Source organism: Caballeronia sp. GAWG1-1, assembly GCF_023631465.1.
GTDB lineage: Bacteria > Pseudomonadota > Gammaproteobacteria > Burkholderiales > Burkholderiaceae > Caballeronia.
On record NZ_JALQDB010000025.1, the window covers coordinates 157,483 to 172,697 of the forward strand.

Genomic DNA, 15,215 nt, shown 5'->3' on the forward strand with positions numbered 1-15,215 from the left:
AAGGAATGTCAGGCCGCGCTTGCTGTCGCGGCTCGTTGTGGTTCTTCTGTCGTCACGCCGAGCGCTTCCAGCAGTTTTGTTCTGAGTGCTATGGCGTTGCCGTCCGCACGCGAGCGCGGCCGCGGAAAGTCCACGGTGAAGTCCGCGCTTATCTCGCCTTGCGACAACACGACAATGCGGTCCGACAAGAGAATGGCTTCGTCGATGTCATGCGTCACCAGCACGACCGCCGGCATATGCGCGCGCCACAAGCGTGCGACAAGGTCGTACATGCGCATGCGGGTCAATGCATCGAGTGCGGCGAAGGGTTCATCGAGGAGCAAGAGACGCGGCTCGCGCACGAGCGCTCGGGCCAATGCAACGCGTTGCGCTTCGCCGCCCGAAAGCGTCTTTGGCCAGCCTTCCGCGTGACTTGCAAGACCCACTTCGTCGAGCGCGGCGAGTGCGTCGTTTTTTGCGGCGCCCAACCTGTCATGGCCGATGACGACGTTCTCCCACACGCGCCGCGCCGGCACGAGACGCGGTTCCTGAAACACGACGGAGCGCGCATTCGCCACGCGCACGCGTCCTTCATCGGCCTTGTCGAGGCCCGCGAGAATACGTAGTAGCGTGGTCTTGCCGGCGCCCGATGCGCCGAGCATCGATACGAATTGGCCGCGCCTTATGTTCAGCGATACGTCCTTGAGTACTGCACGTCCGCCGAAGCGACGGCTCACGCCTTGCAATTCGAGTGCGATTTCACGATGATCGCGTGCGTTCTTCAAGGCATCGATATCAGGCGAGTTCAAAGCGCGGCCTCCACGGAAGCGCGACATGTTCGAGACCGCGCATGATGAGATCGGTGAGAATGCCGAGCGCCGCATAAACCAGAATGCCCGCGATGATGATGTCCGCGCGCTGGTTCTGGTTCGCATTGACGAGGATGTAGCCAATGCCGTTCTGCGCGTTGATCTGCTCCGCGACGACGAGCGCAAGCAGCGCCACGGCGGACGCATAGCGCAAGCCGACGAGTATGGAAGGCAGCGCGGTCGGCAGAATGATGCGCAACGCTACTTGCCGGCTCGATAGCCCGAACACGGTGGCCGCTTCGAGCAGCTTGGGATCGACACCGCGCACGCCCGCGTAGGTGTTGAGGTACATCGGGAAGATGGTCGCGGCGAGAATGACCGCGATCTTCGCGCCCTCGCCGATACCGAACCACGTGATGAAGAGCGGAATGAGCGCGATGAATGGAATCGTGCGCAACATCTGCAAGGGCGCATCGACGACTTCTTCGCCTACGCGCCACAGTCCCGCGAACAAGCCCGCAATCAGGCCGATACCGCCGCCAATGGCAAGGCCGGTCGCCGCACGCGCCAGCGATACGCCGATAGCGCTCTGCAATTCGCCATCCGCGACGAGTTCCTTCAATGCAGCAAGAATGACGGTCGGCGGCGGCAGCGTTTCGGGCGCGATGAGTTGCAGCGACGACACGAGTTGCCACAGCACGACAATCGCAATGGGCACGCCCACGCGCAAACTGCGCGAGCGGATGAGCTTCCAGTTCAGTGTCGTGGTACGGGCACGTTCGCGTGTGGGCAGTTCGACCAGCGTCTGTGCGCCGGATGCGCGTGGCGCGGGCTGTTCGAGCGGCGTGCCCGGATCGAGCTCGAGTGTCGCCGAGGAAAAGCGAGGGGCATTCATGGGCATTCTTCGAGTGAGAAAGAGAACACCCGATACTACGTTCGTGTTTGCCCCACGCAAACCAACGGTTTGCCAGATGCTATCCAAGGATCGCGCAATATCGTTTTGCGCGCCGCTGGCTCACATTCAGACGAGATCCGTGCTGGTTTCCTCTTGCGTCACCGCATAGCGAGAACGCGGTCTTTCGAGACCAAGATGATCGCGCAACGTGCGCCCTTCATAGCCGTGTCGGAAGAGCCCGCGCCGGCGCAATTCAGGCAGCACCAGTTCAATGAAATCATTCAGCGAATCGGGCAGCAACGCGGCCATGACGTTGAAACCATCCGCCCCGTAATTGACAAAGCGCTCTTCCAGCGCATCCGCAACCTGCACCGGCGTGCCGACGATTTGCCAATGACCGCGCGCGCCCGCAATGCGCAAATAGAGCTGACGTATGGTCAGATTCTCGCGGCGCGCCAGATCGATCATCAAGCCCTGGCGGCTCTTGCTGGCATTCGTTTCCGGCAAATCGGGAATGGGTCCGTCCAGCGGATAGCCCGAGAGATCGAAGCCGCCCGTGAGCGTCGAGACCATCGCTAGGCCGACCACGGGATCGATCAATGCCTGCAGTGCATCGAACTTTTCGCGTGCTTCTTCTTCCGTGCGTCCGACTATGGGCATGACGCCCGGCATGATCTTGAGCGATTCGGGATCACGTCCATATTGCGCCATGCGTCCCTTTACATCGGCATAGAACGCAACGGCATCTTCGAGCGTCTGCTGCGCGGTGAAGATCACTTCGGCGGTGCGCGCGGCAAGCGCCCTGCCCGCTTCAGACGATCCCGCCTGCACCACGACTGGATGACCCTGCGGCGCACGCGAAACGTTCAGCGGACCATGCACCTTGAAAAACTCGCCGCGATGGTCGAGCACGTGCCGCTTGTCGGGATCGAAATACCTGCCCGATGTTTTGTCGCGCACGAAGGCGTCGTCGTCCCAGCTATCCCACAGGCCCGTCACCACTTCGGCGAATTCCTCCGCGCGTTCGTAACGGTGTGCATGCGCGAGATGCTGATCGAGATTGAAGTTGCGCGCTTCATGCTCGCTCGACGAAGTGACGAGGTTCCAGCCCGCGCGGCCGCCGCTGATGTGATCCAGCGACGCGAACTTGCGCGCGATGTGATAAGGCTCGTTGAACGATGTCGATGCCGTACCGACCAACCCGATGCGCTCGGTCACGGCCGCGAGCGCGGACAACAGCGTAAGCGGCTCGAACTGCGCGACATAGCTGTGCGCGGTGCGGCTCAGGAACGCGGCATCGTCGCCGCGCGTGCCGGAGCCATCGGCGAGAAAGACGAGATCGAAGCTCGCCGCTTCCGCTGCCTGCGCGAGCGCTGTGTAATGCTTGAAGTTGACGCCGGCATCCGCGACGGCATGCGGATGACGCCACGCGGCAATGTGATGTCCCGTCGGATAAAGAAACGCGCCCAGGCGCAGTTGTCCGCTTCGTTTTGCCATGGCGTCGTCGATCAGTTGAGTGCGACAGCGGCCGCGGCACCCACCGGCGAGCCTTCGATTGCCACCGATGATTGACCGTCCGGTCCCACTGGAATATCGCCGACAAGCGTCGTGCGATATAGCTGTCGATCGAAATCCAGATCGAAGATATCGGTCGGCGCGAGATGCGCGGTCGTGCGGTTATCCCAGAACGCGATGCTGCCCGGCTCCCACTTGAAGCGCACGGTGAATTCCGGCCGCGTCACGTGTTCCCACAGCAGTTCGAGCAACGCCTGACTCTCGCGCGGCGCAAGACCCGCGATGTGCTTGAGAAAGCTCGGGCTTACATACAGCGCGCGTTCGCCGGTTTCAGGGTGCACACGCACGAGCGGATGCTCGCTCACGAGCGTGTGCTGGTCGACCGCTTTCGCGAAAGCATCGGTGCCGGCGGCGCCTTGCGGCGGCGCGAAGCGATGCACGCCACGCAGGCCATCGACGAATGCGCGCAGCGGCGCCGAGAGCTTTTGGTACGCGGCCACGAGGTTGGTCCATTGCGTATCGCCGCCATACGGCGGAATGGTCACGCCGCGCAAGATGGATGCATACGGCGGATTCACGGCAGCGGTGACGTCCGTATGCCAACCGGTCCACGGACGCAATACCGACTGCCCTTCGAAGCGCGTGGCCTTGCGGAACTTGGAGATCGAATAAATCTCGGGATGCCCGTCCACGTGACCGAAGACAGGGTGGCCCACCGTCAATTGGCCGAACTGCGCGGAAAACGCGACATGCTGTTCATGACTCAGGAATTGCTCGCGAAAGAACACCACGCGCCACTTCAGAAGCGCGTCGCGAATGGCCTTGACCTCGTCCTTCGACAAGGGCCGCGTAAGGTCGACACCGCTGATCTCCGCACCGATATGCGCGGACAACGGCTTCACTTCGACACGCGCTGCGTGTTCGATGACGGCTGCGTTCATATGCCTGTCTCCTGATTGATGTTGATGCCGGCGCGGATGCTCGCGTCAACTGCCTTGCGCGTTTGCATCGTCCACGAAAAAGTAGTCGCGCCAGGACTTCGGTTCATGATGAATCACGCCTACGCGATAAAGAAAAGCGCCTAATTGCAGCGTGTTTTGCGGCGTCGTCGTGAAGCTCACGTCTTTGTCGCCGAGAATGCGTGCGACGAAAGCGGGCGTGAGTTTCGACTCGTCCTGACGAAGATAGATGGCTGCGGCCTGTTGCTTGTCGCTCGTAACGAGCTTTGCGGCATCGACAAGTGCGGCGCGTACGGCTGCATAGGTCTTCGGATTGTCCTTGCGCCATTTCTCCGATGTCACGACCACGCTGCCCGTCGATGGACCGCCGAGAATGTCGGTCGAGCTGATGACCTTGTGGATCTTCGGATCGTCGAGTTCCTGATACTGATACGGCGCGTTCGAGAAATGCAGGTTGATGACCGAGTTGCCCGAGAGCATCGCGGTGGTTGCATCGGCATGCGGCATGTTCACTTCGAAGCGGTCGAGTTGCGCGTAGTTCGCATCGCCGTATGCCTTGGCCGATGCCATCTGCAACAGCCTGCCCTGCTGCGAGACCGCGACGGAAACTACCGCGATGCGGTCCTTCTCACCGATATCCTTGATGCTGCGAATGCGGGGGTCGTTCGAAACGAGCACGACCGGAACCGAGCTTTGCGCCGCGATTGCACGGAAATTCTGGTGACCTTGCGTGCGGTCCCAGATCGTCATGAGCGGTCCGATGCCGAGCGTGGCGATATCCGCCGCACGCGAAAGCAGCGCTTCGTTCACGGCCGCGCCGCCGGAGAGCGTGTGCCATTCCACGTCGATCTTAATTCCGGCGCGCTCGCCTTCCTTCTCGATGAGCTTCTGGTCCTTCACGACCTTCAGCAGCAGCGAGCCGATGCCGTATTGATCGGCGACTTTCACTTCGCCTTCAGCATGCGCGCATTCGAAGGGAAGCGCGATCGATGCGATCAGCGCGAGCGCGGCCATGCTGCGATTGCTTGAGCCTTTGATCGTCATGCGGGGATTTTTGCCGTGGATTCGTCGCGCCAAGACGATGAAATGTACAAGCCGTCTCGTCACGCGCGAACCAAGAAAACGCCATACGGTTATCTCCGTGCGAGATAAGGTGCGCGGCACGGCACTTGCACATGCTTACTGAATATCCTTAGCGCAAATCATGCGTTCCGATACGCACGTTCGCTGGCTATCATGTTTAGTCTGTCGGCTCGCCGTAAAACGAACGCGCGCGCTGCTTTACCTTTCATGGAGCGTTCACCTTGACTCGAAACACCTCATCGCGTCAGCCGCTGGTTGTCGGTATCGGCGGAACGACGCGGCCGGCATCGTCGACCGAGCGTGCGCTGGCTTTTTCGCTGCGCGGCGCACAGGAATCCGGCGCGCGCGTGCAGTTGTTCGGCGGCGCGTTCCTGCATAGCCTGCCGCACTACGCGCCTGAGCATCGCAATCTGACCGACGAGCAGCACGAACTCATCGAGGCGGTGCGTATCGCCGACGCAGTGATCATCGCGACGCCGGGCTATCACGGCGGCATCTCGGGGCTGGTCAAGAACGCGCTGGATACGCTGGAAGAGCTGCGTGAGGACGAACGCCCTTATCTGGATGGGCGCGCAGTCGGCAGCATCGTGACCGCTTACGGATGGCAGGCAGCAGGCACCGTGCTGACGTCGCTGCGTTCGATCGTGCACGCGTTGCGCGGCTGGCCGACGCCTTTCGGTGCGACCGTCAACACGCTTGAAACGCGTTTTGAAACCGCCGATACGTGCTCCGACCCGAAGGTCGTCGAGCAGCTGCGCACCGTGGGCCGTCAAGCATCGAGCTTTGCGCTCGCATTCGCCGCACACGATAGCGACGCTTATCACGATGTCGAACGACGCGTGGCCGTCGCGCAGAGTTAAACGACCTCGCTTTAACGAAAAAGCCTTCGCCATGAGTGGCGAAGGCTTTTTTTCATGGGCGCTACGGCTTGTTCGCGCTCACTATCACTAAGCCGATTCGGGCCATCCACCGAACTTGGCGATCTCGTCCAGCGCAAGGCGCGCACGTGGCGCCTGCTCACGTTCGGCAAGCGCTTCGGGCAACGCCTCTGCCTCGCCATGATGCGCGATGGAGATCATGCTCAAAGCCTGATAGCGCTCGGGAATGGCGAAGGTATCGCGGAATTTCGCTGCATCGAAGCCGCCCATCGCATGCGCGGCGAGGCCGAGTGCATGCGCCTGCAACAATACGGCAAGACCCGCGGCGCCCGCGTCGTAACTCGCGCTTGGATTGATGGTGCCTTTGGCCGTGAGCGTGTCCGCAAGAACGGCGATGAGCACCTGCGCATGCGCGTTCCACGACTGATTGAACGGCACGAGCGTGGCGAATGCGCGCTCGAAGGCCGCTGCATCTTGGCCCTTCTCGAACACCACGAAACGCCACGGTTGAACGTTATAAGCGGACGGCGCCCAGCGTGCGGCTTCCAGAACAGCGACTACCTGTTCATGCGCTACGGGCTGTTCTGCATACGCGCGCGGACTCCAGCGGCCTGCAAGCAGCGGATGAATGTCGATATCGGTTGGAGCGGGACGATGTGTCATGCGTTTATCTTCGATGGATATGACCATGCTTCATATGCGAAGCTTGGCAGTCAAGGGAATGCATCAAGTGTCGCCGATGCGCGCGGCATGGACAAGTCGCTTCAGGCGTTCATCTGTTCGAGATGCGCGAGCAGCTTTGTCACCATCCACACGACGGTAAGTCCAAGCAACACGAAGAACGCTGCAAGCGGCGCCAGGATGTGGACCGATACGAAGCCCGCGAGTCCCATCATCACCGCCGATACGAGCAGCAATGCGCAACCGAGTATCGCGCTCGTCAGTCCAGCAATGTGGGGAAACAGCGAGTTGCCCTTGGCCATCAATGTCGGATACATGGCCCCTGCGCAGAAGCCCATTACGAGGACCGGTAGCGCAAGCGTCCACACTTGCAGACCTATCGTCAACGAAAGCAATAGCATCACGATGGATGCGCCCGCCATGATCCGCGAGCCATACTTGAGCCGTTGTTCTGCTGTCGGCAGACGCAGGCTGTGAATACGGTTGGACAGGCCGCCGAGAAAGTACATCAAGCCGATGCCAAGCGCGAGGTAACCGAAGTAAGTCGGCGGCTTATGCAACGTGTTCTGCACCATGAAAGGCCCGACGATGTTGAACACGAGCAGAATGCTGTAGCACAGTCCTTGCGCAAGAAAGCAGCTCTGAAAAACCGGGCTCGACAAGACCTTGCCCGTGTTCGCGACGAGCGTACGCAATTCGAGTCGAACAGGCTTGGGTAATGTCTCGCGATAACGCCACACGAGCACCCACATGACGATCGAATACACGAGCAGAAACACGAGACAGGCCTTCCAGCCGAACCACTCCTGCAAGTGCGCACCGATCACGGGCGCAATGATCGGCGCGAGTCCCCAAGCAATCGACATGTAGGTGAATGCGTGCAGCAGCGCCTGGCCTTTGAATGAATCGGTGATAATCGCCTTGGCGAGCAGATTGGTGGCCGCAATGCCGAAGCCCTGCAGACAGCGCGCCAACAGGAATGTTTCGAGGCTCGGCGCGACGAGTGACAGCAGACAGCCGACCGTATAGACGACGAGTCCGAAGGCCAGCACCGGCTTGCGGCCGTATGCGTCCGCTATCGGACCAAAAACGAGTTGGCCTAGCGCATAAGCGGCCATGTAACTGGATACGCTCGACTGGATCGCTTGCGGCGAGGTATCGAAGAAACGCGCCATCGCGGGCAGCGCGGGAACATAGATGTCGATTGCGAGCTGCCCTGCCGAAGCGAACAGGCATACGAGAAACAACAGATAGCGCGGCGAATTCGATACGCGCGCGACGGTACTGGTGCGGCTGGGAATGTCGGATGGCATGGAGGCGTCGGGAAGCGGGTGGCGATGTGCGATGGCATCGCAACGTATTGTGCCTGCATGAGCGGGATTTGGCGTAAATGTCCACTGCACGCGCGGGGATTGGTACGATCTCAGGTTCGAGACCATGAATGCAGCACTGAGGAGAAAGGAGCAAAAAATGCTTGAATTAAGGCCCGGTTGCGAATGTTGCGACAAGGACTTGTCGCCCGCTTCATCGGAGGCATTCATCTGCTCGTTCGAATGCACATTTTGCAGCGATTGTACCGAGCAAGTGCTAAAGGGCACGTGTCCGAACTGCGGCGGTGAACTGGTGAAGCGTCCGCGACGACCGGCGGAGAAACTGGAGAAGAACCCGGCATCGACGAAACGAGTCTTTAATCCAGCGTGCCGTTGATTAGTTCGGATGCCGTATAAAATCGAGTTTGACGGTCAAAACTTGACCTTGATCTGAAAGCCGAGCGTGAACGGCAAGTCGCTCGAAGGAATGGGCGGAATGAGGATGATGTTCGCGCCCACACGCTTATAGTCCACCATGATGAGCGGCGCGGCCACGGGGCCAAGCGTGTGATTGTGCCCAATGCCCCAGCGGCCGTAGTCATAACCGGAGATCAAGCCACCCATGGCTGCGAGCCGCACGAAGCCCCAGTGAAGGAACTCGGGCGCCCAGACGCCGCCGCCGTAAAACGAAGGCTTCGAGAGCGAGTTGCGGAAATAGCCGCCGGTCACTGCCCATTGCGGCGAGACCCAGCATTCCACGCCAATGCCGGGATTGAACTGCTCGAAGTGCTTATCGGGATGAACGTGATGCGAGCCGATCATCGCATCGATCCAAACGCCGTCAGAGCACAGCGCGGCGTGCGCCGACGGCGTCCAAGATACCGTGATGGCAGCGAGCACCGCCGCACCCGCGGCGCGAGCGAATCGGAAACAGAGTGGCCATGAGCGCATGATTTAGGCGTCTTATTTTCGAGATGAAGGTCGTCGCGAACTCTACCTGATCGTGCCATTTTCGTGTGATGAACTGACACGCACGTGACGAATGCGCACTTTCCTTTTTCGGAGGAAACTCGTTTTTCGCGTCAAGGAGATACAGATCGATGAAAGTTTGGAAAAGCTTGCAATGCGTCGCGCTATTCGCGTTGATCGCAACGAGTGGATGCACGCCGCTTGCGGTCGTCACGCACAGTGTGTCCGCGAATGAATCGAGCGTGCTGCCCGGGATGTATCAGTTAGATGCGCATCACTGGAATGTGAGCTTTGACGTCGATCATCTTCATTATTCGCGCTTTGTCATGCGTTTCGACAAGACGGCCGGACAACTCGACTGGAGCGCGGATGGCATGACGGGGAGCACGGTACATGTGACTATCGACGCCGCGAGCGTCAATACGAATGTGCCGTTGCTCGACCGGATGGTGAAGGGCCCCGACATGTTCGATGTCGCGCGTTATCCGAACATCGAATTCGTCAGCACCGGCTTCACGCGTACGGGCAACGACAAGGGCACACTGGCAGGCAATCTCACGATTCGCGGAACGACACGACCCGTCACTCTGGATGTCACGTTCAACGGGCATTCGGTCGATCCACTGACCAAGCTGGAAACGTTAGGCTTCTCGGCCGACGGTCATTTCAGCCGCGCGCAGTTCGGACTGACGACGTGGTATCCGGCAGTCGGCGACGATGTTCACGTCGCCATTCAGGCCGAGTTCGCAAAAGAGAAGCAGTGAAGCGCTGACACTTACGCCGCGGTCCAGTCGAGCACGACCTTGCCGCTGTTGCCCGAAAGCATGGTGTCGAACGCGCGCTGGTAGTCGTCGACGGGGAATGTGTGCGTGAGGATCGGCGAAAGATCCAGACCACTTTGCAGCATCGCGACCATCTTGTACCAAGTCTCGAACATTTCGCGCCCGTAAATGCCTTTGAGCTCAAGACCTTTGAAGATAACTTGATTCCAGTCGATCGCAGTTTGCGCGGGTGGAATGCCGAGCAGAGCGACTTTGCCGCCGTGGTTCATCGCTTCCAGCATGGCGGTGAAAGCGCTCGGTACGCCGGACATTTCCAGGCCGACGTCAAACCCCTCGGTCATGCCGAGTTCTTGCATGACATCGCGCAAATTTTCGTTGGAAACGTTGACCGCTCGCGTTGCACCCATCTTGCGGGCAAGTTCGAGACGATATTCGTTGACGTCCGTAATGACGACATTACGCGCTCCGACGTGCTGCGCAATGGCGGCGGCCATTACACCGATGGGTCCGGCGCCGGTAATCAGCACGTCTTCGCCGACAAGATTGAACGAAAGGGCAGTGTGCGTCGCATTGCCGAAGGGGTCGAAGATCGCGGCGAGGTCGTCGGAGATATCGGGCGGAATTTTGAACGCGTTGAAGGCAGGGATCACGAGGTATTCGGCAAACGCGCCTTCGCGATTCACGCCGACGCCAACGGTATTGCGACACAAGTGACGGCGACCTGCGCGGCAATTGCGGCAGAATCCGCATGTGATGTGACCTTCGCCGGAAACGCGATCACCGATGGCAAAGCCGCGGACTTCCTGTCCCATCTCGACGATCTCACCGACATATTCATGGCCGACGTGCATCGGCACCGGTATCGTCTTCTGCGCCCAGTCATCCCACTTCCAGATGTGGATATCCGTACCGCAGATTGCAGTCTTACGGATGCGGATAAGGACATCGTTATGTCCGACTTCCGGCCGCTTGACGTGAGTCAAGGTAAGACCGGGGGCGCGTTCGAGTTTGGCGAGTGCTTTCATTGTTGGTGTTCCGGGCGGTTGTGTCGCGGCGCTGCTTGTGACCGCGCCGTGCATCTAAAGGTCGCGTGACGTGTCCTGACTTTATGCGCATAAAGGACCCTGCGAAGCGTGAGTCCTAACGGATCACACCAAGCGAGCGGCCCACGCGCGCGAATGCATCGACTGCGCGGTCGATGTGTTCGCCAGTGTGGGCGGCGCTCATCTGCGTGCGGATGCGCGCGCGGCCCTTGGGCACGACAGGGTATGAAAATCCGATCACATAAACGCCTTCGTCGAGAAGCGCGTCGGCCATATTCGAAGCGAGTTGTGCATCGCCAAGCATGACGGGAATGATCGGATGCTCGCCGGGCACTAGATCGAAACCTAAAGCGGTCATCGCTTGCCGAAACCGCGCGCCGTTTTCGCGAACGCGTCGCCGGAGCGCGGCGCCTTCATTGCTATCCAGCAACTCAAGCACTTTCAGCGACGCTGCCGCAATGCTCGGCGCAAGCGTGTTCGAGAACAGGTACGGCCGGCAGCGCTGCCGCAACAAGTCGATAATCTCCTGATGCGCAGCCACATATCCGCCTGACGCACCACCGAGCGCCTTGCCGAGCGTACCCGTGATGATGTCGATTCGATCGAGCACGCCGCAATACTCGGGCGTCCCGCGTCCGTTCTCCCCGATGAATCCAACGGCATGCGAATCGTCGACCATCACCAGCGCGCCGTAGCGTTCAGCCAGATCGCAGATGCCAGCGAGATTGGCGATGATGCCGTCCATCGAGAACACGCCGTCAGTTGCGATCAATTTGAAGCGGGCGCCGGCTGCATCGGCTTCCTTCAAGCGCGCTTCGAGGTCTGCAAGATCGTTGTTCTTGTAGCGCAAGCGCTTTGCCTTAGAAAGACGCACGCCATCGATGATGCTCGCGTGGTTCAACTCATCGCTGATGATTGCATCATCCTCGGTCAGCAACGTCTCGAAGAGCCCGCCGTTCGCGTCAAAACAGCTTGAGTAAAGAATGGCGTCGTCGGAGTGGAGAAACTTCGCGACTTGTTGTTCGAGCGCTTTGTGGACTGTTTGTGTTCCGCAAATAAAGCGAACGGATGCCATGCCAAAGCCATCTGCTTCAAGTCCGGCTTTTGCGGCATCGACCAAGCGAGCGTCGTTCGCAAGACCGAGATAATTGTTCGCGCAAAAATTGAGGACGGTGCTCCCGTTGGCAAGGCGGATCTCCGAGGACTGCGGGCTAGCGATGACCCGCTCGCTTTTGTAAAACCCGGCGGCGCGAATCTCGTTAAGCGTAGTTCGCAAATGGGAGAGGTATCGGTCTTTCATCGGCATCTTTCCAGTATCCGGCTGTTTAGGAGTCGATGCGGACCAGCCAGGCTCGGCCACACCTTTAGCCCTGTTATAGTTCATTCATTGCATTGGACAGGTTCGGTATTTCGAACAAATTTCCAATATACCGAACACTCTAAAGGAATGCAGCGTTCATGACAAGTTCTGTCACAAGCGGCAAGGCCGGTGATTCCTCAGCCAGCGGAACTGCGCCACCGCGCGTTGGCGAGCAGATTCAGCGTCTACGCAATGAAAGGAAATTGACACTCGATGACTTATCCAGGGCCGCTGGCGTTTCGAAATCGATGCTATCGGAGATCGAGCGGGACAAGGCCAATCCAACTATTGCCGTGGCGTGGCGGCTAACGAACGCACTGGGTATTAGCCTCGATCAGCTATTTGCGCAGCAGAAGGCCGGTGACGTCATACGCGTTGCAGGTCCGCATGAGATTCCGACGTTGAATGGTGATAACGGCGGCTATCAGCTTCGCGTGTGGGGACCGATTGAGCTGGCTGGAAAATTCGAATGGTACGAGCTCACGCTGCACGCGGGTGCGGCGCTCATCTCGGACGCGCATGAGCCAGGCACGCGGGAGCATTTGACCGTGTTAAATGGCGCGATCGAAATCGAAGCATCAGGTGCTGCGAAGCGACTGAAGGCGGGGGAAACCGCACGTTACGCTGCCGACGACGGTCATGTCATTAGGAATGTCGGGCGAGGCGAAGCAAAGGCTTTGCTCGTGGTTATACATGGGTAATGGCCCGACTCGCGAGTCTGCGGTTTTCCGCGAGCAGGTGCTCCGCCTCTCCTCCAGCGCACAGCAACGGTGGCATGGCACTTCTTTATGCGCATAAATTTCTGGCGCGTCCTGCGAAGACGTAGCATCCGTCTGCGTCGCGCGGCCGCCTTACGTGACTCGCCGCGCACTCCCACGCAGGACTGAACCGCCCATAAGCGAAACCGCACATACACGCAAGGCGACTGGCGAGACCCTACTTTCATGGCGGCAAGTACTGTATATTTATACAGTACAAAGACCAGTCGGAAGGGGCGAATCATGGAGTCGAACGGCGAGCATCTCAGCAGGAAGCAGTTTGCACGTGCGGTACAAGATCTGGACCGCATTACGCGACAGATTGCGGGCCGATACATCGATCTGGGCGTGCCGTTGACCTGGCGTTTGCTGCACGCCATCGAAGCGGAAGCCGTGGCGGACCTGGGCTTCGCTGGCCGGCACGAGGCTGCGTTGCGCGAACTTTTTGCCCGCCCCGACGACTTCCATTTCCCCGAAACCGACGACGTGGTCGATGTCGCCTCTTCCGACGCTTTGCCGGCAGTATTCGCATTCGCCGTCGACGCCTACGAATGCGCTGCACGACAAGGCCGACCGCAACTGGCCATCGCCGCACACTGACATGCGAGCGATGCACGCCGCACATCGCTAGTCATCAGGCGGCAAAGTCCGCCGCCATGTCCGCATCCGTGCGCGCCATAAGTCTGCCGCTGCGGCAGGCCAAGCGGAACGCGTCGTAATCTTTTTCGACTTGATCCGCATAGGAGCTCGCGTATCGGACGAGCACTTCCGCCATGCGATCACCCGAACCCAGAAAGCCGGAAATCTCAAGCGCGCAGCCGCTTGCCTTGGCATGCGCGCGCGCGAGCGCCCAGCCGCATAGCGACGCGTATCCGCGAAAGGCCTCGCCGCTGAATGTTTCGAGGTCGGCGGATATTTTCATGTCGCGCAGTTGGCGAACATAAAGCGGGCGTCCAACCGGGCCCGACGCCCAGCCTAGAAAAGGATCGCTCGCCGCCTGCATCAGGCGTTGCCCGTGAACGATGCGATGCCCGTCGTGCGTATGTTTCGTCGCGCCGACGTAGCGCGCCACCACGGCCGTCGATGCCTCTTTCAACTGCAGGAAGAGCGCCTTACCAAGATGATCGGTAAGCAACAACACGAAGCATCGCGTTCCGACACTTCCCACTCCAACCACTTTGAAAGCGATGTCCTGAAGCGCGAATTGCGACAAAAGCGCGGCGCGCTCGGATGTCAGCGTCGAAACGTAATCGCGTATGAGCGGAGTCAGGATCGTGTGCGAATCGCCTTCGAGCTTCATCCACTCGTCGTCCTCGTCGACGAGCGTGCTTGCGCCGCGAATATGAAAGATCGCGGGCGGCGCGTCGCGAATTCGCCAGGCATCGCCCGATCGATCGGCGAGCTTCGGCAGCAGCTTTTCATGCGTGCGCCGGCTCGCGCGTTCGCTACCGCGCTTGATCCGACGTTTCACGTCTTCGTTTTGCACATCGTCGTACATCCTGTCGAACGTAATTCGTTCGTACCAAAGATCCAGCACGCCCATCTCGGCATACTCGCGCATGTGCTGCTGATAGCTCTGGGCCGCTTCGAAGCAGAGTGCTTCAGAGCCCGCGCGGCCGTGGCCCAGATGCCTGCCCGCGACCGCCACGCTCGCGACGAGTCGCTTGACGTCCCATTCCCATGGACCTTGTGCGGTTTCGTCGAAATCGTTCAGATCGAATACGAGCGCACGCTCGGGCGTCGCGAACCCGCCGAAGTTTGACAGGTGGCAGTCACCGCAGATTTGAACGGTCAATCCACTCGAAGGTGTACTAGCTAGATCGTGCGCCTGAACAATCGCGCTGCCACGAAAAAAAGCAAAGGGCGATGCCAACATGCGGCCGTATCGCAGCGGAATCAGCGCAGGGACGCGACCCATGCTGCTTATTCGCAGCAACTCGATGGGATCGCGATCGACGTCGCCGACAGCCTCTTGCGTGCCTCGTGGTGTTCGCTGACGCGCGGCACGTCCGCTAGCCCGGCGTTCCTGCCACGTAAACGTCGATTGCCCCGAGTCTGATGCAAAGCCTTCGCCCATGGATCACCTCTCGTTATTATTCGAAGTACGTCACATCGAAAACAGTAGTCGACGATTGCAAACACCGCTACAAGACACTTCACCACACTTATCCTGAAGAGTGCCCTTGACGGAATC

At 59.7% G+C, this 15,215-nt stretch carries 16 protein-coding genes; 5 read left to right on the forward strand and 11 right to left on the reverse strand.

Annotation, left to right across the window (positions count from 1 at the left end):
• Positions 1-8 precede the first annotated feature (8 nt).
• The 5 genes from NCT03_RS15170 to NCT03_RS15190 form a co-directional block, all read right to left on the reverse strand.
• A complete protein-coding gene (locus tag NCT03_RS15170; RefSeq protein ID WP_250493013.1) occupies positions 9-788 on the reverse strand; it encodes an ABC transporter ATP-binding protein in 780 nt (259 codons plus the stop codon).
• On the reverse strand, positions 775-1,683 hold the full coding sequence (locus NCT03_RS15175) for an ABC transporter permease (protein ID WP_250466342.1): 909 nt from the start codon (positions 1,681-1,683) through the stop codon (positions 775-777). The genes NCT03_RS15170 and NCT03_RS15175 overlap by 14 nt, the downstream gene beginning before the upstream one ends.
• 126 nt (positions 1,684-1,809) lie before the next feature.
• Positions 1,810-3,180, reverse strand: coding sequence for an LLM class flavin-dependent oxidoreductase (locus NCT03_RS15180; RefSeq protein WP_250493014.1), 1,371 nt, complete (start codon positions 3,178-3,180; stop codon positions 1,810-1,812).
• 11 nt (positions 3,181-3,191) lie between these two features.
• The gene (locus tag NCT03_RS15185; RefSeq protein ID WP_250493015.1) at positions 3,192-4,139 is read right to left on the reverse strand and encodes a TauD/TfdA dioxygenase family protein; all 948 of its coding nucleotides are present in this window, start codon (positions 4,137-4,139) and stop codon (positions 3,192-3,194) included.
• Positions 4,140-4,184: 45 nt separating this feature from the next.
• Positions 4,185-5,201, reverse strand: coding sequence for an ABC transporter substrate-binding protein (locus tag NCT03_RS15190; protein ID WP_250466347.1), 1,017 nt, complete (start codon positions 5,199-5,201; stop codon positions 4,185-4,187).
• A 260-nt stretch (positions 5,202-5,461) separates the two neighbouring features.
• On the opposite strand from NCT03_RS15190, the gene NCT03_RS15195 reads away from it, so the two are divergent.
• Positions 5,462-6,100 carry an NADPH-dependent FMN reductase gene (locus NCT03_RS15195; protein WP_250493016.1) on the forward strand — a complete coding sequence of 213 codons (639 nt, stop codon included), beginning with the start codon at positions 5,462-5,464 and terminating at the stop codon, positions 6,098-6,100.
• 87 nt (positions 6,101-6,187) lie between these two features.
• Here NCT03_RS15195 and NCT03_RS15200 read toward each other — a convergent pair whose 3' ends face one another.
• Both NCT03_RS15200 and NCT03_RS15205 read right to left on the reverse strand, forming a co-directional pair.
• The gene (locus tag NCT03_RS15200) at positions 6,188-6,781 is read right to left on the reverse strand and encodes a nitroreductase family protein (protein WP_250493017.1); all 594 of its coding nucleotides are present in this window, start codon (positions 6,779-6,781) and stop codon (positions 6,188-6,190) included.
• A 101-nt stretch (positions 6,782-6,882) separates the two neighbouring features.
• Entirely contained in the window at positions 6,883-8,112 is a 1,230-nt protein-coding gene (locus NCT03_RS15205) for a multidrug effflux MFS transporter (protein ID WP_244828984.1), read from the reverse strand.
• A gap of 157 nt (positions 8,113-8,269) precedes the next feature.
• On the opposite strand from NCT03_RS15205, the gene NCT03_RS15210 reads away from it, so the two are divergent.
• A complete protein-coding gene (locus NCT03_RS15210) occupies positions 8,270-8,506 on the forward strand; it encodes a DUF1272 domain-containing protein (protein WP_244829738.1) in 237 nt (78 codons plus the stop codon).
• A gap of 35 nt (positions 8,507-8,541) precedes the next feature.
• On the opposite strand, the gene NCT03_RS15215 is transcribed toward NCT03_RS15210, so the two are convergent.
• Positions 8,542-9,060: a hypothetical protein gene (locus tag NCT03_RS15215; RefSeq protein WP_250493018.1), complete on the reverse strand. Its 519-nt coding sequence runs from the start codon at positions 9,058-9,060 to the stop codon at positions 8,542-8,544.
• Between the two features lie 149 nt (positions 9,061-9,209).
• On the opposite strand from NCT03_RS15215, the gene NCT03_RS15220 reads away from it, so the two are divergent.
• Positions 9,210-9,842, forward strand: a complete 633-nt coding sequence (locus NCT03_RS15220) for a YceI family protein (RefSeq protein WP_250493019.1) — start codon at positions 9,210-9,212, stop codon at positions 9,840-9,842.
• 11 nt (positions 9,843-9,853) lie between these two features.
• Here NCT03_RS15220 and tdh read toward each other — a convergent pair whose 3' ends face one another.
• Together tdh and NCT03_RS15230 are read right to left on the reverse strand one after the other, a co-directional pair.
• On the reverse strand, positions 9,854-10,885 hold the full coding sequence (gene tdh / locus NCT03_RS15225; RefSeq protein WP_250493094.1) for an L-threonine 3-dehydrogenase: 1,032 nt from the start codon (positions 10,883-10,885) through the stop codon (positions 9,854-9,856).
• Positions 10,886-11,000: 115 nt separating this feature from the next.
• Entirely contained in the window at positions 11,001-12,203 is a 1,203-nt protein-coding gene (locus NCT03_RS15230; RefSeq protein ID WP_250493020.1) for a glycine C-acetyltransferase, read from the reverse strand.
• Positions 12,204-12,361: 158 nt separating this feature from the next.
• On the opposite strand from NCT03_RS15230, the gene NCT03_RS15235 reads away from it, so the two are divergent.
• Positions 12,362-12,964: a helix-turn-helix domain-containing protein gene (locus NCT03_RS15235; RefSeq protein WP_250466360.1), complete on the forward strand. Its 603-nt coding sequence runs from the start codon at positions 12,362-12,364 to the stop codon at positions 12,962-12,964.
• A 300-nt stretch (positions 12,965-13,264) separates the two neighbouring features.
• Complete coding sequence (locus tag NCT03_RS15240) at positions 13,265-13,621, forward strand: DUF2471 family protein (protein WP_250493021.1); 357 nt, start codon at positions 13,265-13,267, stop codon at positions 13,619-13,621.
• A gap of 34 nt (positions 13,622-13,655) precedes the next feature.
• Here the strand turns inward: NCT03_RS15240 and NCT03_RS15245 are convergent, their stop codons facing one another.
• Positions 13,656-15,098: a DUF2252 domain-containing protein gene (locus NCT03_RS15245; RefSeq protein ID WP_250493022.1), complete on the reverse strand. Its 1,443-nt coding sequence runs from the start codon at positions 15,096-15,098 to the stop codon at positions 13,656-13,658.
• Between the last annotated feature and the right edge of the window lie 117 nt (positions 15,099-15,215).